The organism is Vibrio cidicii (genome assembly GCF_009665415.1).
Classification (GTDB): Bacteria; Pseudomonadota; Gammaproteobacteria; order Enterobacterales; family Vibrionaceae; genus Vibrio; species Vibrio cidicii.
In genome coordinates this window covers 3,056,292-3,075,347 of sequence record NZ_CP035921.1, presented here as the reverse complement: position 1 = coordinate 3,075,347, position 19,056 = coordinate 3,056,292, and the positions used below count along the sequence as shown (strand labels likewise).

The 19,056-nt window shown below is 46.8% G+C and carries 15 protein-coding genes; 5 read left to right on the top strand and 10 right to left on the bottom strand.

The features are described from left to right. Positions 1–149: 149 nt before the first annotated feature. Positions 150–1,415 (top strand): HD-GYP domain-containing protein, encoded by a 1,266-nt coding sequence (locus EWA64_RS15005; RefSeq protein ID WP_061893986.1) that lies wholly within the window; start codon positions 150–152, stop codon positions 1,413–1,415. Positions 1,416–1,491: 76 nt separating this feature from the next. Here EWA64_RS15005 and EWA64_RS15000 read toward each other — a convergent pair whose 3' ends face one another. Beyond that, positions 1,492–2,094, bottom strand: coding sequence for a 2OG-Fe(II) oxygenase (locus tag EWA64_RS15000; protein ID WP_039426037.1), 603 nt, complete (start codon positions 2,092–2,094; stop codon positions 1,492–1,494). Between the two features lie 204 nt (positions 2,095–2,298). Between EWA64_RS15000 and EWA64_RS14995 the strand changes: the two genes are divergently transcribed. Then, on the top strand, positions 2,299–3,210 hold the full coding sequence (locus EWA64_RS14995; protein ID WP_061893985.1) for a LysR family transcriptional regulator: 912 nt from the start codon (positions 2,299–2,301) through the stop codon (positions 3,208–3,210). Here EWA64_RS14995 and EWA64_RS14990 read toward each other — a convergent pair. From EWA64_RS14990 to EWA64_RS14975, 4 genes are all read right to left on the bottom strand, one after another. Next, positions 3,193–4,089 (bottom strand): YjjW family glycine radical enzyme activase, encoded by an 897-nt coding sequence (locus EWA64_RS14990; RefSeq protein WP_061893984.1) that lies wholly within the window; start codon positions 4,087–4,089, stop codon positions 3,193–3,195. The genes EWA64_RS14995 and EWA64_RS14990 overlap by 18 nt on opposite strands. Positions 4,090–4,092: 3 nt before the next feature. Further along, positions 4,093–5,640: a YjjI family glycine radical enzyme gene (locus EWA64_RS14985; protein ID WP_061893983.1), complete on the bottom strand. Its 1,548-nt coding sequence runs from the start codon at positions 5,638–5,640 to the stop codon at positions 4,093–4,095. 152 nt (positions 5,641–5,792) lie between these two features. Beyond that, positions 5,793–8,546, bottom strand: a complete 2,754-nt coding sequence (locus EWA64_RS14980; protein ID WP_061893982.1) for an EAL domain-containing protein — start codon at positions 8,544–8,546, stop codon at positions 5,793–5,795. Positions 8,547–8,672: 126 nt separating this feature from the next. Continuing rightward, a complete protein-coding gene (locus EWA64_RS14975) occupies positions 8,673–9,878 on the bottom strand; it encodes a cyclic di-GMP phosphodiesterase (protein ID WP_061893981.1) in 1,206 nt (401 codons plus the stop codon). Positions 9,879–10,220: 342 nt separating this feature from the next. On the opposite strand from EWA64_RS14975, the gene EWA64_RS14970 reads away from it, so the two are divergent. The 3 genes from EWA64_RS14970 to EWA64_RS14960 all read left to right on the top strand — a co-directional run bounded on the left by EWA64_RS14970 (position 10,221) and on the right by EWA64_RS14960 (position 14,547). Then, positions 10,221–11,096, top strand: coding sequence for an AEC family transporter (locus tag EWA64_RS14970; protein WP_061893980.1), 876 nt, complete (start codon positions 10,221–10,223; stop codon positions 11,094–11,096). 290 nt (positions 11,097–11,386) lie between these two features. Beyond that, positions 11,387–13,099, top strand: a complete 1,713-nt coding sequence (locus EWA64_RS14965) for a putative bifunctional diguanylate cyclase/phosphodiesterase (RefSeq protein ID WP_061893979.1) — start codon at positions 11,387–11,389, stop codon at positions 13,097–13,099. Positions 13,100–13,227: 128 nt separating this feature from the next. Then, entirely contained in the window at positions 13,228–14,547 is a 1,320-nt protein-coding gene (locus EWA64_RS14960) for a GGDEF domain-containing protein (RefSeq protein ID WP_061893978.1), read from the top strand. 1 nt (position 14,548) lies between these two features. Here EWA64_RS14960 and EWA64_RS14955 read toward each other — a convergent pair whose 3' ends face one another. The 5 genes from EWA64_RS14955 to EWA64_RS14935 all read right to left on the bottom strand — a co-directional run bounded on the left by EWA64_RS14955 (position 14,549) and on the right by EWA64_RS14935 (position 19,056). Further along, a complete protein-coding gene (locus EWA64_RS14955; RefSeq protein ID WP_061893977.1) occupies positions 14,549–15,025 on the bottom strand; it encodes a response regulator in 477 nt (158 codons plus the stop codon). After that, entirely contained in the window at positions 14,994–16,352 is a 1,359-nt protein-coding gene (locus EWA64_RS14950) for an ATP-binding protein (protein ID WP_061893976.1), read from the bottom strand. The genes EWA64_RS14955 and EWA64_RS14950 overlap by 32 nt, the downstream gene beginning before the upstream one ends. 3 nt (positions 16,353–16,355) lie before the next feature. Continuing rightward, positions 16,356–17,774 (bottom strand): SLC13 family permease, encoded by a 1,419-nt coding sequence (locus tag EWA64_RS14945; protein ID WP_061893975.1) that lies wholly within the window; start codon positions 17,772–17,774, stop codon positions 16,356–16,358. Between the two features lie 211 nt (positions 17,775–17,985). Next, positions 17,986–18,459 carry a DUF2947 domain-containing protein gene (locus tag EWA64_RS14940; RefSeq protein WP_061893974.1) on the bottom strand — a complete coding sequence of 158 codons (474 nt, stop codon included), beginning with the start codon at positions 18,457–18,459 and terminating at the stop codon, positions 17,986–17,988. A 9-nt stretch (positions 18,460–18,468) separates the two neighbouring features. Next, on the bottom strand, positions 18,469–19,056 hold the full coding sequence (locus tag EWA64_RS14935) for an HD domain-containing protein (protein ID WP_061893973.1): 588 nt from the start codon (positions 19,054–19,056) through the stop codon (positions 18,469–18,471).

Here is a 19,056-nt window from a genome sequence, read left to right as displayed (position 1 = left end):
AAACACTACTCATATCAAAATAATCAACAATAGCGCCTGTCAAGGATAATAATTCCAAACACTTCCCTGTATCATCGTTAAGATAAATGCGCAAAGCTTACACGCATTGCCGCAAAAAATAATAACTACAAAGTAACGTCGGAAAAATCATGAACGAGACATGCTCCTTAGGCACTGCACACTTCGAAGTAGACCTAAAACAAGCGCTGATCTGGGTTGCTAGGGCCTTAGATTACGTTGGCGTCGATGACACCCATCACAATCACCGTGTCGCCTACATCGCCTACAAATGCGCATTAAAAATGGGCTGGGATATTCGCAAAGCAGAGTTCAGCTACTTCGCTGGAATGGTGCACGATTGCGGTGTTTCAGAAACCAAAGAGCATTTGATGCTGCTAGAAAAACTCATGCCTCAAGATGCACAAGCACACTGTATACGGGGGTATCAGTCGCTGCAGCAATGCAACATTTTGGCTCAATTTGCCAAACCGATTCTTTACCACCACACCCGCTGGGATGAATTGGAACAGCTCGATATTGACCCCTTTGACAAAGATATTGCCGCACTTCTCTATCTTTCCGATCGATTGGATTTTTTACGTGCCCACTACGCGACCGACTGCCATTCTGATCTCGTCACGCTACACGAAGAGATGATCGCCGATAGCGTCATGGCTCATGCAGGAACGCTGTTTAACCCTGATATGTGCCAAGCGATGGTGCCGCTTATCATGACAGATGGTTTCTGGTTTGCCATGGAATCGGAAAACATCGAGACGATTGGCTTGGGTTTTGATCACATCGACTGGTTGCAAAAGCAGTTGACGGTACAAGATTTAATGACGCTCGGGCTATTTCTCGCTCGCATTGTCGACGCCAAAAGTCCGTTTACCTACCAACACTCACAGAAAGTCGCGGAAGTGGCCCGTTTCCTGGCCGGAAAAAGCGCTTTGACCGAACACGAACAAGAGATGATTTTCATCGCCGGACTGGTGCATGACATCGGTAAACTGAAAACACCAGATGAAATTTTGCACAAGCAAGGGCGCTTAACCGATCAAGAGTACACTCGCATCAAGCGACATACGATTGATACCGAGCTGGCATTGCACAAAGTTTTCCCAAAATCAAAGATTGCCGAATGGGCTTCTAACCATCACGAACGTTTGGATGGTTCCGGTTACCCATACCATAAAACGGAAGCTGAGTTGGATGTGCCATCACGCATTATTGCAGTGGCAGACGTGTTTCAGGCGTTGTCGCAAGACAGGCCGTATCGTGGTCGGATGCAACAAGAGGAAATAGAGGCATTAATGACGCAAATGGTCGAAGACGGCAAACTGTGCCCAGCCGTATTTAAGACCCTTAAAAAACATATGCATACTTGCTATCAGATTTCGATTCAAAGCCACTAGCAAGCCAGATTGAAGACGCCAAAGACCATCGTTTTTCGGTCTTTGGCGTTTTGAGAAGATTCACTTCACGTTTTGTCTAACGAGAGATGTCCAACATATTGTCTCGCACACCGTTTATGCGAAACCAGCCAGCAATACTGAAGCGATCAACATGGCTGGTTAGTACCTCGTGTGGAAACTGTTCCGAGAGAAAGACCACCAATCGCCCACCTTTGGGCTGAACCGTCTGTAAATGCTGATCTTGCAAATCGTACATCACCAACTCACCGCCGTTGCCTTCCTGCCAAGTATCATTGAGATAAAATACGGTGGTCAGTTTACGGTTTTCCTGCCCGCGAAAGCTATCAAGGTGCTTTTGATAAAAATCGCCTTGCTCATATTTGGCAAAATGCGCTTCGTATTCAAACAAACCAAGATAAAGATAGCGATTGACCGCGAGGCGAATTTCTTCCATTTTGGCAAGATATTCATCAACGGCTTGCGACTTCCCTGCTTGTAGCCACTGAATTTTGTCGCTGCGAATACGTTCGACTTTGATCAAATCATCGTTTCTCCCGATTCGGGCTTCTTTCCATTTCTCTGGAATGGCGTCTCTTAAACGCAATACCTCTTCACTTTCTAAGAAATCATCCCAGATAAAATAGCCTTGAGTAATTAGCGCATCGATCAACGGGTCCATTTAGGCTCTATTTTGACATCAAATTTGGTGCGCTGTTTATAGTCAGTGTTGGGCTGAGAGACAACTGAGCCTTATTGTCGTCTAGATTAAATTATCTTGTTATTCCAAACGCTTGACTTTCTGTACTTAGGGAGGGAATTCACGCATTGGCAGTCGCAGAAAATTCTGCTCTAATGCCCGATATCCTATTCAAGCCCGTATTTTATGGATTACATCTCTCTTTCTCGCATCAGTTTGAAGCATTTAACGGTTTTGCATGTGCTGCTCACCACCACCAGCGTGACCTGCACAGCGCAACAATTATGTGTTACCCCTTCGTGCGTCAGCAAAATCCTCGCTCAGCTTCGCGCGTTACTCAAAGATGAACTTTTCTATCGCGAGGGCACACAACTGATTGCCACGCCATATGCGCTAAGTATCGCTCCTGTGGTTCATGGCATTTTAGCCAGCATGAACGGCGTGATTCACCAGGGAACCTTTCAGCCCGACAGTTACAGCGGCGCGTTTTCACTGGCGATGCGTGAGAGCACTTTCGAAGTGTTTGCCCCCCTGTTTAGCGAGATCCTAAGCCAAACTCCGCAAGTAAATATGAGCATCTATGCCAAGGAACAGCACGGTTTTGATTCTTTGTTGCGCGGCCAAGTGGATTTTCTTTTGCTGCCGCATGACATCAGTCAGCCACCGACGATGAATAAAGAACTGGTTTGGCAAGCAATTTTAGACGATGAAATGGTTTGCTTGATGAACTCTGCTCATCCGCTAGTTGGAGAAAACTTGACTATAGGCAGTTACCTTGCCTGCCAACATATTGGTATTCATGAGAAAGAGTTAGCCGTTCCCTACTTTGAGCATATTTTGACTCAATGTCACCAACCCAGAAATATTGTGATTTCACTGGCGGATTTTGGTGCAGCCGCAGTCATGTGCCATCACTCTCCGCTACTGTTTACCTGCTCAAAACGCTGGGCAGAAACGGCTTTGCAGGCAAAAGGATTGGTGCAAAAAGCCTTGCCTTTTGATTACGGACAAGTCGGTTACAGTTTGGTGTACAACAAGCAGAGCCTCAATGATCCGGCGTTGGTGTGGCTTAAGCAGCGATTAACGGAGATGATCTAGCACCGTTTTCGCTGGCAAGATAATCGGATGAGCGATGTGCTGACGAAGACGCGCGGCAAAGCGTTCGATCTCAGCGTAATCGCATTTTGCCCAAGCTCGCGCTTCACCTTTCACTCCATGTGTTTGAAAGGCATTGAGGCGGATCTGCACATTGTTAGGCAAGGTCTGCAGCAGTTCGCACAGCGCGGCTAGTTCACTGTCTAAATCACTTTTACCTGGGATGTGTAGCAAACGGAGTTCATGTAGCATGTTCAGTTCAACAAGATGCGTTATCGACTGTATGACTCTATGATTGTTGCGCCCTGTTAACCATTGATGGGTTTCCGATTGCCAAGCTTTTAGGTCAATCATCACACCATCGGTGTACGGGGCTAACTTTTCCCAGCCATGAGTTGTTAGTGAACCATTACTGTCGATAAAACAGCTTAAATGAGCCAGTTCCCCATCGGTTTTAATCGCTTGAAACAGCGCTAAAACAAACGGAAGCTGTAAGGTTGCCTCGCCACCGGATACGGTCACACCACTGATAAACAGATGTTGCTGCCGAATCCTCTCCATCACTTGCGCGACGCTCCACTCTTTGATTTTTGGATTGGAGTGAAAAGAGCAAACGTCGGTACAGGTGTCGCAGTGCGTGCATACCTCTTCTCGCCAAACAACTTGGTTGTTGGCATCTTGGGTCAAGGCCCCGGTTGGACAATGCTCAACACACTCACCGCAATGATGACAGTGGTTGATTGTGTGAGGATTGTGACAACTCTTGCAATGGAAATTACACCCTTGCAAGAAGATCACCAGGCGATTTCCCGGCCCATCAACACAGGAGAAAGGTAAGATACGACTCACTTTCCCCTTCTTGTTGAACTGAACAGCTGACATGAGTTATTGCGCGTCGTAAAGTGGCGTCGTTTCCATGCTGACGACACGCGCTTTTCTTTGTAATACCTCAGTGTTGCTTGCCGCTTCGGCACCTAAAAAGGTGGTATTGCTGCGTGAACCCTGTTGTGCATAGCGGGCAATATCTGATAGGCGCACCATATAACCAGTGATTCTCACCAGATCGTTGCCTGCCACGTTGGCGGTAAACTCGCGATAACCCGCCGCCAGCGCCCCTTTGCACAGATTAAACATTGCTTCAGGATTATTTTTCACCGTCTCATCAATGGTGAGAATGTCACTAACGCCCGCAGTATAAAAAGCGTGATGCGCTGCATTGGCCAAAACATAACTGACCGGATCGGGCTCGTGACCATAAGCAATACGCACGCCCGGTGTCACGCCACGGTCTAAACTGATGCCGCCTTGTGCGTGCAGTAACGCTTTCCCCGCCAAACCATATTTGACCTCGCGACTTTCGACCAGCTCCGCTAAGCGCTGAGAAATGGCAAGGCCAAGTGTGTTCGCCTCTTCGCTGTGACCATATTTTTGCACGCTGCCTTGTTTATTGAGCAGAAGTTCTACCGCTTCCGCCATGCCATAAATGCCGAACATCGGGGCAAATTTGGCTTCATCAATCAGTGCTTCTTTCACCAAGAAACTATCAAAAAAGCCCGATTGCTCATGAAGATACGAGGATCGCGCATCCATAAGTTCAAACATCAACTCTGCAAACTGGGGCAGTTGTTGAGAGAAGAAATCCTCTTGCTTCTCAGAGCGCTGCGCCACCTCTTTTAAGTTGAGACGAACCAAGGTGTTCGCTCCACCCGCCAAAGGCAGCGCGTTATAACAGCTGACGATGCCAAATTGCCTGTCGCCGTATGCCGCCGCGTGCAAAGGATAGTTGGCGATGTGCGGTTTGCTGCATTGGCAAATGTTGTCCGTTGCCTGTCGCAGCAAAGCGTCTGGCGTGACAGCCGGATCGTACAGGAAGGTCAAATTAGGCGCGATCTGCTTAAGTTCGGCATCCACCTGTAAAATCGTCCGGCAGAGAATGTTGTCTGTTGGTCCTACATTGACATGCATAAACGCATCCGGCAGGGTGCGATCGAGCATAATCCAAAATAATTGTATTTTTTTATACAGCTGCGCTTCACTGAGATCACCAAGGTAAGGCAGCAGCAATTCATCCAATTGGCCAAGATAAACCGGAATATTAGTCACAGAAGGAACGTGATGATACAAAATGGTCAGCATATTGAGTGCATCATCAAAGTCTTGTGCTGGACTAAGCTCAAGATATTCACTGCCTTGACGCAGAAAACGAGCATAGTCAGGCAATACGTAACGAGGCTTGAACGGCGCATGCCCTTCAAACATATCGCAAATGATCCCTTGCGCCATCGCCTCTTGCAGCGCGGGCGAAATTGACACGTACTCCAGCATCGCTTCGGCTTCTAAGGCAAGAAACTGATTTTTCTGCTTTACCGATAATTTGGCATCATTAACTATAGTTCGTAGACGCTGGCGCAGACTCGCTTCACTGTGGCTCATAAAGGCTTATCCTGTTTATTTTTCAGTAGATTAGCTTTTATTAATAATTTCCACTATTGAAAAACAAACAAAGAGATATTTCCGTTTTGGAAATTTCTCTTTGTTTAGGATGGCTGCGGTAGCCTGCCGCCGACAACAGCAAATGAAGCTATTTAACTGGCAACTTGATTTCTTGAGTCACCACAAAACTTCTCCATTGCCTCTTGCTCTGGCAGCGGCTTGTAGAAGTAATAGCCTTGGATCTCGTCAATATTCCACGTTTTCAGCTTACGCAGTTGGCTTGCTGTCTCTACGCCTTCTGCCACCGTGGTCAAACCAAGCTCTTTGGCCATCCCTGCGATGCTGCGGATCAGCGTTCTGGCCCGATCGTTATTTTCCAGTTGGTCGATGTACGATTTGTCTAACTTCACGATATCCAGCGGAAAAGAACATAAGGTACTAAACGAAGAGTAACCTGTGCCAAAATCATCCAATGCCAATTGAACGCCCAAAGATTTAATCTCTGTCATTCTCTCCAGCGTTTCGGATTCAATACCAAGCAGGGTACTTTCGGTAATCTCGACCACCAATTGTCCTGGGGCAATACCAAACTCCGCCATAACTTGGCGCAGATAGGCAGGTAACCTCGCATGATAAAAGTGAATAGCACTGAGATTCACATGTACGGAAAGCGGTAACAAGCCCAATTCCTCACGCTGACGATTGAGGGTAGAAAGGAAGCGACACGCTTGGCGCACAATAGACTCTCCCAACTCCACAATCAGCTGGTTTTGTTCTGCTAAGTGGATAAAGATCTCTGGCGAGACAAAACCCAACTCAGGATGAATCCAACGGGCAAGCGCTTCAAATCCACCAACTTTACCACTTTCAGTATCAACAATAGGCTGGTAGTAGGCGATGATCGAATTTTCTCGCACCGCAGTAACAATATCTCGGCTGATCATCAGCGCGTGCTGCGCCTTGTCCGCCGTCGCTTTGGTAATTTGAATCACCTCAGTGACGCGATCATGGTGATAGGTTTGGATGGTATAGGCCGCCGCTTGGAGTAGATAGCCTAATGGCTGATCGCTAAGAGAGGGGTCGATGACGGCCACTTTGCTGTTTAAATCAAGTTCAATCCCTGAGACTTCACGGGTTTTGGCCAGAATATCCATAAATCGATTGGCGCCCATTAGCGCCTCATCATACTGTTCCCCCTCGGGGATAATGGCGATGAACTCAAACTCGCTAATGCGGCCAACGTCAAACCCATTCAGCGCTTTGCCAAACACAGAGGCAACATGCTTTACCACATCATCGAAAACCAAATGCCCGTACACTTCTGAGATTTGTTTGAATTTTTCAATCGAAATGTACAAAAACGAAAAACGCGTGGGTTCGGTTTCGATCAGTTTATCCAATTTGGTCAAAATTGCCGGGCGGTTGTACAAACCTGAAAGTGGGTCACGTCCAACCAGATCCTTAATCATTCGCTCTTGCTTTTTCTGCTCACTCAAATCACTGAGCGAAATCATCAAGGCTTGCTGATTCTCGTGATGAATTGGCGTCAACTCGACCAAGCATTCAATTTTTCGCTCGCCTTTGGCTTGCATCAAGGCTTCAAAACGGGTCTTGCCATTCTCAGCAGCGTGCTTAATCTTCTCTTCACTACATCCTTGCTGATCTTCTGCGCAAATACACCTTAACTCTTGGTTAATCAGCTCCTGCTTGGCGTAGCCCAGAAGCTGGGCGGCCGCTTGGTTTGCATCGATGATTTCACCGTCAACCACCAGCAACATGCCGATAGAACGGTTTTGATACAAGGCATCCAGCTTCTGTAATGTGTCATTCAGCTTGCCTTCGGTCAGCGAGGTATTCTCGGCCAATACTTCCACCAGTTGTGTCATTCGCTCCAGCTCATCACTACGACGATTCGACAAATCTTCAAGCTGGTATTTGGCAAATAACTGCATGACCGCCTGTTCAAAATTAGCAAAGCGGGTCGAAATACGGTTGTTGAACAGAAAGAAGGTGGCTACCGCTATCAGTCCTGTGACTATCGCGACAACAACGATCAAGTAGACAAAGAGGTTGCTCCCTTTGAGGTAATACACTCTTGGTTGCTGGGTTTTTAAATAGGCAATCTTGCGGTTAGCCAAATCCGTTACTGGAGACCACATTGCCAGATGCTGAGCCGTTTTCTGCAACCACCTATCCGTGGCGACAGCGTACGCTTCCGTGGGAACAGCAAACCCCTCCATCACCACATCTAGCTCATTGTCCGACGATAAAATGTCGGCAAAGCCCCCGGGAAACCGACTTGAAAGATCTTGCCCCCAGATCAGCCAACCCGCGACCGCAGAAGACCCTTCGCTATTGCGCACAGGAGTAAGAGAAAAAAGCCATATTCTGTCCCCTATTCGTTCTAAACCCGCAAGGCTTTTTTGTTTTCCATCCAGTTGACGACGCATCTCATGGAGATGGCTTTGAACATTTTGATTTTGCACCGCCTGTGTGACTAAATCAGGTGAGATTGCCGCAGAATCATCCCGTACAAGTGACTCAATGAGCTCCCCTTGCACCGTTACAAAGGCCATCAAATCAAGCCCAAGCGTATCAAGTGAACCTTGAAAGAGGTTGAGTTCACGATATTCTTCAATATTCCGCTCAGTAAAGAGTTGATAAGTATCATCCCAATACGCCCAATCGTAGGAGCGCTCTTCTAACTGCCTCGCCATCATTTGGATAACAGCCAGCGCTTGTTTGTTAGCACTTTCCAGCTCCAAATCTTCAAGCTCGTTGATGCTGTATAAGAAAAAATAACGTGTAATCAATAAGGTACTGAGGATAACGGCAGTCAAGCCGATGCTAAAGTACAAAGCCGTGCGACGGCGCAGTGTTAAGTGAAACAAACGAAATCGAGGCATACAAACTCATCGTCATTTAATATGATTCTGTGGTGAGTGTAGGCCAAACATTTAGCGTATGATTTGACCCATATTCAACTATTTAATGAATTGATCCCACTTAAGCTTTGTTACTTGCATCAGAAATCAGTTATAAAAGGGCTTTGCGTCCACTTCTAACGAAGAAGGAGCGACTGCCCTTTCAATCTTGAGTGTACTGTTTTTAATATCCACCATCGCAACATCAACATAACGTTTGTATTTGCGCGAGTAGAAACATTTCACTTCAGGCTTAAGTGGCTGAGTCGCATTAGAACTCCAAACGATGCCAACACGACCATCACTTAGCTCCACAATCGAGCCTACCGGATAGATACCGATACAGTTAATGAATTTGTATACAAGGTCAGCATCGAGATGAAATGGCGTCAAACTGAGAATGATCTTAAATGCCTCCGCCGAGCTCATGCCTTGCTTATAACAGCGATCGGCAGTAAGCGCATCATAGATATCAACAATGCAACTCATTCGACCATGCATCGGAATCTCATCACCTTTAAGCCCTTTCGGATAGCCTTTACCATCCAGTTTCTCATGGTGCATTAAGCAAACATCGCGGCTGATGTCACTCAGTCCCTCAACGTGCACGATGATCTCTTCCGCAAACACTTGATGCAATTTCATGTGTTCAAACTCTTCTGGCGTCAATTTTCCGGGCTTGTGCAAAATAGCATCATCGACTTTAATTTTGCCAATATCGTGAATAATCCCGCCAATCGCCATTTGTTTGAGGGTGTCACGATCAAGACCTAAATGCTTGCCAAAAGTAACCAGAAGGCAAGCAACATTGACTGAGTGTTCAAGCAAATAGGAATCCTTTTGCCGTAGCGCTGAAACGCAGTGCAACGCGTCAGAATCAACCAAAGCCGATTCGATCATCTCCTCTGCCCAATCGTCAATCTCATCGACGAGAATGACTTTACCTTCGAAAGTCTGATTCAGCAGTTTTTGTGCTAAGCCCTTTGCCTCTGCAATGAGCTTTTTGGCTTTCTTCTGTCTTGAATCTCGCCCATGACGAGTTCGAGCGGGAATAGAGGCGACAGGTTCTTCTTCGGGCGGCTCTTCGCGCCTTTCAATGGATGGTGTGATGACACAATTACGCGCCGATAAGCTTTTATCGACCCAGACAAACTTTACGCCACTTTCGAACAAGCGAGCAATCGCTGTTTGCGACTGCACCCGACCAGGATGCGCTAGATTCACTTTTTCACTGTTTTGAATCGCGGTAACAAACATCCCAATACTTAAATTGGCGATGTCGATTTTGACTGAATTTTCAGGATTGTACTGCATAGTTAAGGCGATTCTCGCTACTGTCTAACTCCCACTTCTGCTGCCAAAATCAAGCGAAAGTTAAGGAGGAAAAATAGAATAGTCATTGCCAGTTCTGAGTTGTTTATTTTGAGCTTACAAATAAACAAGAGTTTTGCAACCTCAGCGAGAAGAGATTTTGAAGTGGATATAATCAACTAATTGAAATGGGTAAATAGTAGCAACGCCAATGTAAGGAAAAAAAATAACCACAAATAAATAGTGCAATTAATCGTGGTTTTACATCATGTTTTTTTGCTTTTTTGCATGACGAACAGTATTCGGGCTGTTAGCTTGGTAAAAATACCGATTCGAGAGCCTTTAATGCTTGTCAAAGTTTTTAGCATCCTCTTTCCCGTGTTCGCTTTAGCAGGCGCGGGCTTTGCCGTTGGTCACTTTCTAAAACCGGACTTTAAGCCGATCAACCGCATTAATATGGATGTTTTCCTGCCCGCTTTAGTCTTCTCTTCACTAGCAACCATGCCGCTGGATGCAAACCAACTGCCACTAATTTATGCGTCCGTCATCGCCGTTTTGGTTCCAGGCTTAGTGATGATCCCTGTGTGCCGCTTTTACCACTTGCCTTTTAAAACCTGGGCACCACCGCATATGTTTCGTAACAGTGGCAATCTAGCCATCCCACTGTTTAGCTACACTTTTGGCGCGGCGGCTCAATCCAGTGCCGTACTGCTGTTTGTGATGTCGGCATGCATCCACATTAGCCTTGGACTGGCGCTCTTAAGTAAAGGCAGTTCCCTGCTGCACATTTTCCGAATGCCAGTATTTATCGCCGCTTTTGCTGCGGTCACGTGTAATCTGAGCGGTGTGATCGTCTGGCAGCCACTGCTCGAAGCCTCCGCCTTACTCGGGCAAGCGGCCGTTCCAGTTATGCTACTGTCACTCGGTGCACAAATGGTCAATCTTAAGCTTGACGGGCTCAAAGTCGGCGTTATTGCCACATTGCAGTCTTTGCTCACAGGCCTCATCGCTTTCTTGATTATCTACTATTTTGTTCCGCTACCAGCCCTACAAATGCAAATGATGGTTCTGTTTACTATGCTGCCTGCAGCAGTAATGAACTACTTATTTGCAGAGCGGTTTCATATCGAGCCCGATAAAGTGGCTTCCATTGTGTTGTTTGGTAACTTTTTCAGTCTGTTTAGTTTGCCTGCACTGTTGTGGTTTGCACTGACAATTTAAAATTCAGCGAGTAAATTTCAATTATATTGATAATAAAGTCATAGATAACCTGCCATCTATTTAAATTAGCCGTACATTCGTCATTAATCGTTAACATGAATTGAATAGGCTAAATACTCTATTTATAATCATCCTCTTGATGGCTCTTTCATCACCTCGTGCGCTTTTACACAATTTATAAAAAATTCACTAGTAGTCAGCGCGGCTTTAGTGTAATTAAATCAATACTAAACGAGATTGAATGCCTTTTTCTGTCCTAACGAGAGATCAGACTGAGCAGTACTCAAATTATGGATATAACACCAACTCCAGACAAAATCAGCGATGATTTTGATCATATTCTTGAACGACGCTTTATGCATATTTTTGATGTATTTAGTGAGGGTCTATTCCATATGGACGAACAAGGCGTGATGGTGTTTTACAATCATCAATTTTACGAGCAATTCGGGATCAGCGTTGGCGTGATTGAACTCGGGGCTTGGCTCGAGATCGTTCACCCGCTAGATAGAGCTCGCCTTTCATCCAAAGTGGATGAGCATCTAGAATCGGTCGATTCACGTGTAACGACAGAATATCGTGTGCGTAAGCCCAATGGCCAATACGTTTGGATTGAAGGCACAGCGGTAACTCGTCACTCTGAACATGGCAGTTTTATGGTTGGTAGCCATAAAGACATCTCAGAGCGCAAGTTGATGGAAAGTTACATCCATCAAGTGGCCTTTCATGATAATGCTTCAGGCATGGCCAATCGCAGCCGTTTATTGCTGGACATTGACGAGTTTTCTCGGGCAACCACTCTTCCCTATTCTTTGATCTACATACAAATTGAAGAGATCAAATCGTACTTAAGCCACTACGGTACCGAAATTCTCAATCACGTAGTGCACAGTATGCTCACTGCGGTAAGCCATCTTCCCGGACAAGTCAGCAAGCTTTATCGGGTCAGCGATGATGACTTTGCCATCATGATAGAAGGCAATTTTACCGATCGACAACTCACCAATATCTGCGAGAAGATCAAAGCGCGTTATCACGATGCGGTGATGGAGCAAGGGCAATTGCTTGGCTGTGGCATCAGTATGGGAATTTATCCCAAATTAAACGCCGCTCTCAGTGCCGAAGAGATCCTGCGCAAAGCCACCCGCACCAGCCAGTTTGCCAGCAAGAAAAAAGCCAATCGCATTGCGGTTTACAGCGCAACCACCCAACAAGTGGTGGATCGCTTTTTCTATATAGAGCAAGGACTTAAAGCGGCGATTGAGTCGCAATCTTTGGCGGTGAAGTTTCAACCGATTGTCTGTGCCAATAGTTTAGACGTCGCCAGTTTTGAAAGTTTGGTTCGCTGGCGCAGCGAAGAATTTGGCGAAATATACCCAGACGAATTTATTCCGGTTGCGGAAAACAAGGGGCTCATTGTCGACCTTGGTTACTTTGTCTTGCGCAAAGCTTGCCAATTCATTCGCGATTACAATCAACGCCATCAGCGCAATACTCGAGTTAACGTCAATGTTTCCGTGCTGCAACTGCTCAACAGCAATTTTCCAAGCCGGGTGCACGAGATTGTCAGCGAATATCAAATCGCGCCTAAAAACTTAGTCATCGAACTGACTGAAACACTGATCCTCGATAACAATCTTTTGGCCATCGAACAGCTAAAGCAGCTGGCAGAATTAGGGTTTAATCTCTCACTCGACGATTTTGGCTCTGGGTACAGCTCACTCAACACCTTCTTTGACTTACCAATGAGCCAAATCAAAATCGACAAGTCAATGGCATGGCGAACGGTCACTAACAGTGATTCAAAACAGTATTTGGCCTTTTTAATCAACCTATGCCAGAAAAACAAAATCGATGTGGTGATTGAAGGGATCGAAACGCCAGAAATGTACAAAACCTTTCGCAAGATGGGCGCGACCTATCTGCAAGGATATTGGTTCTCCAAACCTCTATCGATTGCCTCTGCCAGCCGCTACACGCTCGCCCCGATACCTGTCGACTAAGACGTTATAAATGAGCCGTGAGCTCAATCTAACTTTTCCCTCTTGTCATAAAAACTTAATTCAACGTGTCTGGCTGGCGTTTTTTTAGGCAGATACTATGACCCTGTTATACTTGGTCCACAGGCATTATGGTTCTCTATTATTCAGGGGTCTCCCCTTCTAAAGCGACGGTTGAATTCAGAAGCCTGCTACTCATGGTGGCGGTGATTTTTCTCTTTAACACGCCAATGAACTACATCAAACAAGAAAAGTTGCAGAGCTTGTCGAGCCAGCTTGGTGAAACCGCGGAAACATTAATCTTACGTAAGCAGTTGGTATCCAGTTACCTTTCGCTTCGCTACAGCGAAGTGGTGAAGCAATATGCAACCTATCCTAAACTGTTTGATGACTTGGCTCAGCACCTACTCAGTGAGCAAGATCTGGTGGTTGCTATGCAAGTGGTGAGCAAAATCCCAGAGCCAGACTATCGCTATTACGATCGTATTCTTGCTTACAATCGGTTCTATACCAGTAACCTCAATCAGTCCCAAGTGCAGACTTTACTTGAAGCAGAACAAGGCCATTTTCTCGAATTTGCCCCCATCTACGCCGACGGTATTTTACAGGGCTATCTCGTTCTGACTGTCAATCTCAATCTATTGGCTAGTGTCGATCAAAAAGACATGCTACTGCTTGGTTTGGATGGCTTTGTCTATTCCAGTTCCTATTTGGGCATTCCCCCCTACAGCTATTTGGAGGATACCCACCCGCTTTTGCAGCAAGAGCTCAATCGCACTCGCAAACATTCCGGTACCGTGGAGTATGACGACTTTACTGTGGTCTATCAAAATATCGGTGTATTAAATGGTAAGGAAAACTTGCTGTTGAAAGTCGTTCGTAATGAAGATCTGCTCCCCAAATATTTCTATCTGTTTTTGCTGCTTGTCACCTTAACACTTGGCGTGTCTTACTACTTGTATCGGCTACGCAAAGACAAATCAGAACTGAAAAAGATCACCTATTTAGACGCTCTGTCAGGGCTGCACAATCGTCACTATCTGCTGGAAATAGAAAAGAAAATCACGTCAAGCAGCCGCTACTTTGTCGGCATGTTGGATATTGACCACTTTAAGTTGATTAATGATCGCTACGGGCATGACATCGGCGATCAGGTGATACGTCGCGTCGCCAACGTGATCAAAAGCCGTATCCGAGTAAGCGACTATGCATTTCGCATTGGCGGAGAGGAGTTTCTCCTGCTGATTCAGACCAATACTGCGGAAGATGCACGGGTTGTCTTAGAACGTATTCGCACCGATATTGCGCAAGCCAACCAAGCACCAAATGTCACCATTTCCGGTGGTTTTTGCTTGCTAAACGGCTCACTGGAAGAATCATTGCGTTTGGCAGACAGTAAACTTTATGAAGCAAAGCATGCCGGACGCAATAATATTCAACCAGCGACCTAATTCATTGGTGCAAGCGCTGCAACACCACTGCTTGATCGAGTTCTTCCTGCCAAGCGCTGTAATCCAAACCTTGGTCAAAAATAAACTCAGTGACTAACGTGCGCACACAGTTGACCAAATCCGCTTTTTGCCACGGCTTTTCAAAGTAGCGCACAATCCCAGCGGAATTGATAGCAGCAATGGTGTCGCTATGAGTTGCTTGCCCGGTGAGCAATATTTTTTTTGTCTGCCGAAAGCGCACATCACCGTGCATTTCCCGTAGCAGTTCTACGCCTGTCATACCGGGCATCACGTGATCAGAAATCACTACGGCAACAAACTCGCCATCGGCATCCAACTCATCAATCAGATCCAACGCTTCGCTTCCCGATTCACACTCTTCAATATTCAACCAAGCCGACAGCGTTTCTAAATCTTGCGACACGGCATTTAATACCTCACGCTGATCATCCACGCAAATGAGATTCAGTTTCTCCATGATTTCCCTCCACTGGCAGTTTCACTCTGAAAATGGTCGCTTCTTGGTTACTTTTTACCGCAATCGACCCACCTAACCCAGTCACAATTCGCCGCACAATTGCCAACCCTAGGCCCAAACCAAACGACAGTCCACCTTTCTTCGTGGTGAAATTCGGCTGAAAAATTTTGCGCCGAGTCGCTTCATCCAACTCGGGGCCGTTGTTTGCAATTGTCACCAAAATCTTGTTGCCATCCTGGCGTACACGGATGTCAAGCGCAGGCACTGGCGTCATCGCCATAGCGTCACAGGCATTTTTGATGATGTTGACCCACACTTGCACCAATTCTGTATCGGAGGCCCAAATTGTGTCGACATTGGATGGGCGCAGACGAACATCCACACGACGTAACTCACTTTGCAACAGCGCCAATGCCTGGTTAACTGTATCATTCACATTCACTTTGGTGATGCGATCGGCATCGGTACGGCCAAGCTGTTTCACCGATTTGACAATGCCCACCGCATGACGCGAAGCCAAACGCAGATCATGCAAATCGCAGCCAATGCTCCAGTAACGAATGGCCTCGTCGGGGTTGTTTAACCAATGGGCGTTCAGCATGCCATAAGGCAGCGCTTTGGCGAGCGCCTTAGCCTGATTGCGCTCAATCGAGTATGTTTGCTCTAGCAGCTTGGCGCAGTTTCTCGCCTCACTGGTGGGGACACTTTGTCCCTGTAATAAGCCAAAATCAAAAAACTGGCTCGCCTCGGGATGCAGTTCTTGCAGTAATTGCATGATGATGTTTTCAAGGCGCTGCGACTTACTGCTAACCACGCCAATCGCGTTGTTTAGCTCATGAGCAAGACCTGCCGCCAACTGGCCTAAGGTGGTCATTTGCTCTGCCATATGCAGCCGCTGCAAGGCTTTCTCTTTAGCCACGGCCTCTTGTGTCAACCGTCTTTGCCTGCGTGACAACTCATTGACAATCACAGGCATAAATTGGCTGGTTAACGGACCATGCTGTTCGCTGTCGATGGCCGTGGTGCGCCGGTCAATCCATGCCAATGTAGAATCTGTCTTTGCAACCACCGTTGAAGAAGCCGTCCACGTTCCAGAGAAAAAACTGTGCACGCCAATAAACGCACCGGGAGAGGCAGAGAATATCCGCGTCTGCTTATTTTCACCTAGCTCAGTGTAAAACCCTTCCAGTTCACCTGACTTAACCAGATAGAGGCGGTCATTATGGCCATTTTGCATAATGATCACCGACCCTGCGCCGACAGTTACCTGACGTAGCGGATCGGTGAAATAGCGTTCAACTAAGGCTTCAAGCTTTGTCATGTACATCGCTTAACCAATGTGTCCGACTGCGTGGAGTACCCAAACCATGACAAAGCTGAGCAATACCCCGACAACTCCGAGTATCACACCGACTTTAGCCATTTGATTACTCTGCACATTGCCTGTCGCATGTGCCAGCGCGTTTGGTGGTGTACTGATTGGCAAAGACATCCCCAGAGATGCCGCGAAAGTCACTACCAGAATTAAAGTCACTTCGCCGCCGAGTTCATTGAGTGATGCCATCGACGTGCCAAGCGCCGCCATAATTGGCATCAGTAAGTTGGCCGTGGCGGTGTGCGACATAAAGTTCGCCATCGCAAGACAAAGGAAAGCCGCGCCAAACAGCACTACCAAGGGTGAGAACAGGTCAAACGGAATGCTCTGCACCACCAGCGCAGCAAGGCCAGTTTTGTCCAATGCAAGGCCAAGCGCGATACCACCCGAAACTAACCAGAGCACATCCCAAGAGATCTTTTTCAGATCTTCTTTGTTGATAATGCCTGTGATAGAGAAAATAGCGACAGGGATAAGCGCGACTGTGTATGAGTTCATACCATGCGCAGAGCCCATCAGCCAGAGTAAAATGGTTAGGCCAAAAGTCACGTAAACCACAATCGCTTTCGGCGTTTTCAGAAACTTACCTTTGATCGATAACTCGATTTTTGGCATTTCTGCCGGAAACAATCGGCTGATCAAAAGCCAAGCTAACGCCATCATAATCACCACAAAAGGGACGCCAAACATCATCCACTCCCCAAAAGTGATCAGGTTATCGCCAACTAAGTATTTCAAGGCGATGGCGTTAGGTGGTGTTCCAATCGGAGTACCGATGCCACCGATGTTGGCGGCGACCGGAATGCACAGCGCAAACGCAATCCGCCCCGGATCTTTGGGCCCAAACACGGCGATGACCGGCGTTAAGATGGAAAGCATCATGGCTGTTGTGGCGGTGTTTGACATAAACATCGAGAAAATGGCGGTGATCAACATAAGCCCTAGCATCACGAACTTAGGATCTTGACCAAAAGGCTTGAGCAGCACCCGAGCGAGGTTGACGTCTAAACGGTATTTGGTTGCCGCCATCGCTAAGAAGAAGCCACCTAAAAACAACATGATGATCGGGCTGGCAAAGGTCGCCATGATCTCGTTGTAGGAGAGTAGCTTACCAAACTGAGCGCTCCCTTCTCCCACTCGAAACAGGTACAAGCCTTTGTTCGAGACCAACAACAGTTCTAACACGATGATCACAACCGAGGTGGCGTAAATAGGGATCGGCTCAAATACCCAACATAGAGCCGCTAACAGGAAGATGGCAATGACGCGCTGTTGCACCAACGTCATGCCTTCAAAGGGGAAAGCGGAGAGTGGCAAAAGCAAAATAATCGCCGGAATGAGGATCGGAATAATGTACTTAAGATATTGACGCATAAACAACTTCTCTTCCTGAGATTTCGACAACCACCGCTAGAGTTTAAACTCTATCAGGACCGAAGTTGAATTATCGCCTTTTTCTGACTCGAGGTTTTTGGGGTTAGATCAATGAATAACAAATCCTTGCTAAAAACTTGTTACATATGTGTCAGTGCTCACTATCTGCATAAAAAAAGCAGCGTTTTCACACTGCTTTCTCCTATGAAGTCTATTTGCGCTCACCCAGTTTGACCGTTCCATCAGTCGAAAACCACAGCGCTTGGTTTCGGCGTCGCCCGAGCAAAATTGGGCCATCGTCGTAAAAAAGAAAATTCTTCCAATGTTTGCGGAAAGTACTCCACTTAGTCTCAATAATGTTGTACTTCTCATAACAAAAATAGACGGTAACATCATCTTGCCAATCGATATGCTGCAAAATAGCATCAGGTAATTGAGGATCATCCGCTTCCCAAGCTGCCATCCAATCAATTTCCTCTCGCCAGTTGCTGGCTTTCATTGGCCAATCTTGGCTACTAAGACGCTCAGCGTCCGGGCTTTGCGGGCTGATATTCTCTTTCCAAAATTGTGCCGCTCTTGCCTGACTCATTGGTCGGATATGCATCAGCTCGTCTTGCGGCACTGGCATCGACTGGTGAGTAAAAATCCATTTCCTTTGGTATTCATCCAAAGCTAAATAAGACATTCATCTTCCTTACGCTTTTAACCACCCGTTTTGGGTCGCTTGTTCAATAATTTCTTGCGCTTTTTCCCACAAAGCGTGAGAACCAAGCTCAATTTTCCGGTTAATCGTCAGGGCTTGCTCGCGTGTAACGCTATGTTCACGCCAACTCTGCCCTTGATTATGAAAATTGAGCAACATGGGAATCAGCCTATCCAACGCTTTGGCAAATTTGGCGTCGGCACTTTGCGCCTCTTCAAACTCATGCCACAACGCTGAGAGCTCATCGCGCTGATCGTCAGGCAGCATGCCAAAAAGACGCTGCGCCGCAACCAACTCTTTTTCTGCTTGCTGCTCTGAAGCTGCGGCATCATAAACAAAGGTGTCGCCCGCATCAATCTCCACCACATCATGCAGCAGCAACATTTTTACCACGCGACTGATGTCCACTGGCTCATTAGCGTGTTCTGCAAACAGCAATGCCATTAGCGCAACATGCCAGCTGTGTTCGGCGCTGTTTTCTAACCGCTTATCCGCGCTTTTCACCCGTATGCGGCGCAAAACCGCTTTGAGCTTGTCTAACTCCATCAGCAGCGCCAACTGTTTTTCCATTCTTTGCAT

Coding starts and splice junctions, on each gene's coding strand:
- EWA64_RS15005 (WP_061893986.1), top strand. CDS start 150: ATGAACGAGACATGCTCCTTAGGCACTGCACACTTCGAAGTAGACCTA.
- EWA64_RS15000 (WP_039426037.1), bottom strand. CDS start 2,094: ATGGACCCGTTGATCGATGCGCTAATTACTCAAGGCTATTTTATCTGG.
- EWA64_RS14995 (WP_061893985.1), top strand. CDS start 2,299: ATGGATTACATCTCTCTTTCTCGCATCAGTTTGAAGCATTTAACGGTT.
- EWA64_RS14990 (WP_061893984.1), bottom strand. CDS start 4,089: ATGTCAGCTGTTCAGTTCAACAAGAAGGGGAAAGTGAGTCGTATCTTA.
- EWA64_RS14985 (WP_061893983.1), bottom strand. CDS start 5,640: ATGAGCCACAGTGAAGCGAGTCTGCGCCAGCGTCTACGAACTATAGTT.
- EWA64_RS14980 (WP_061893982.1), bottom strand. CDS start 8,546: ATGCCTCGATTTCGTTTGTTTCACTTAACACTGCGCCGTCGCACGGCT.
- EWA64_RS14975 (WP_061893981.1), bottom strand. CDS start 9,878: ATGCAGTACAATCCTGAAAATTCAGTCAAAATCGACATCGCCAATTTA.
- EWA64_RS14970 (WP_061893980.1), top strand. CDS start 10,221: ATGCTTGTCAAAGTTTTTAGCATCCTCTTTCCCGTGTTCGCTTTAGCA.
- EWA64_RS14965 (WP_061893979.1), top strand. CDS start 11,387: ATGGATATAACACCAACTCCAGACAAAATCAGCGATGATTTTGATCAT.
- EWA64_RS14960 (WP_061893978.1), top strand. CDS start 13,228: ATGGTTCTCTATTATTCAGGGGTCTCCCCTTCTAAAGCGACGGTTGAA.
- EWA64_RS14955 (WP_061893977.1), bottom strand. CDS start 15,025: ATGGAGAAACTGAATCTCATTTGCGTGGATGATCAGCGTGAGGTATTA.
- EWA64_RS14950 (WP_061893976.1), bottom strand. CDS start 16,352: ATGTACATGACAAAGCTTGAAGCCTTAGTTGAACGCTATTTCACCGAT.
- EWA64_RS14945 (WP_061893975.1), bottom strand. CDS start 17,774: ATGCGTCAATATCTTAAGTACATTATTCCGATCCTCATTCCGGCGATT.
- EWA64_RS14940 (WP_061893974.1), bottom strand. CDS start 18,459: ATGTCTTATTTAGCTTTGGATGAATACCAAAGGAAATGGATTTTTACT.
- EWA64_RS14935 (WP_061893973.1), bottom strand. CDS start 19,056: ATGCAAAGAATGGAAAAACAGTTGGCGCTGCTGATGGAGTTAGACAAG.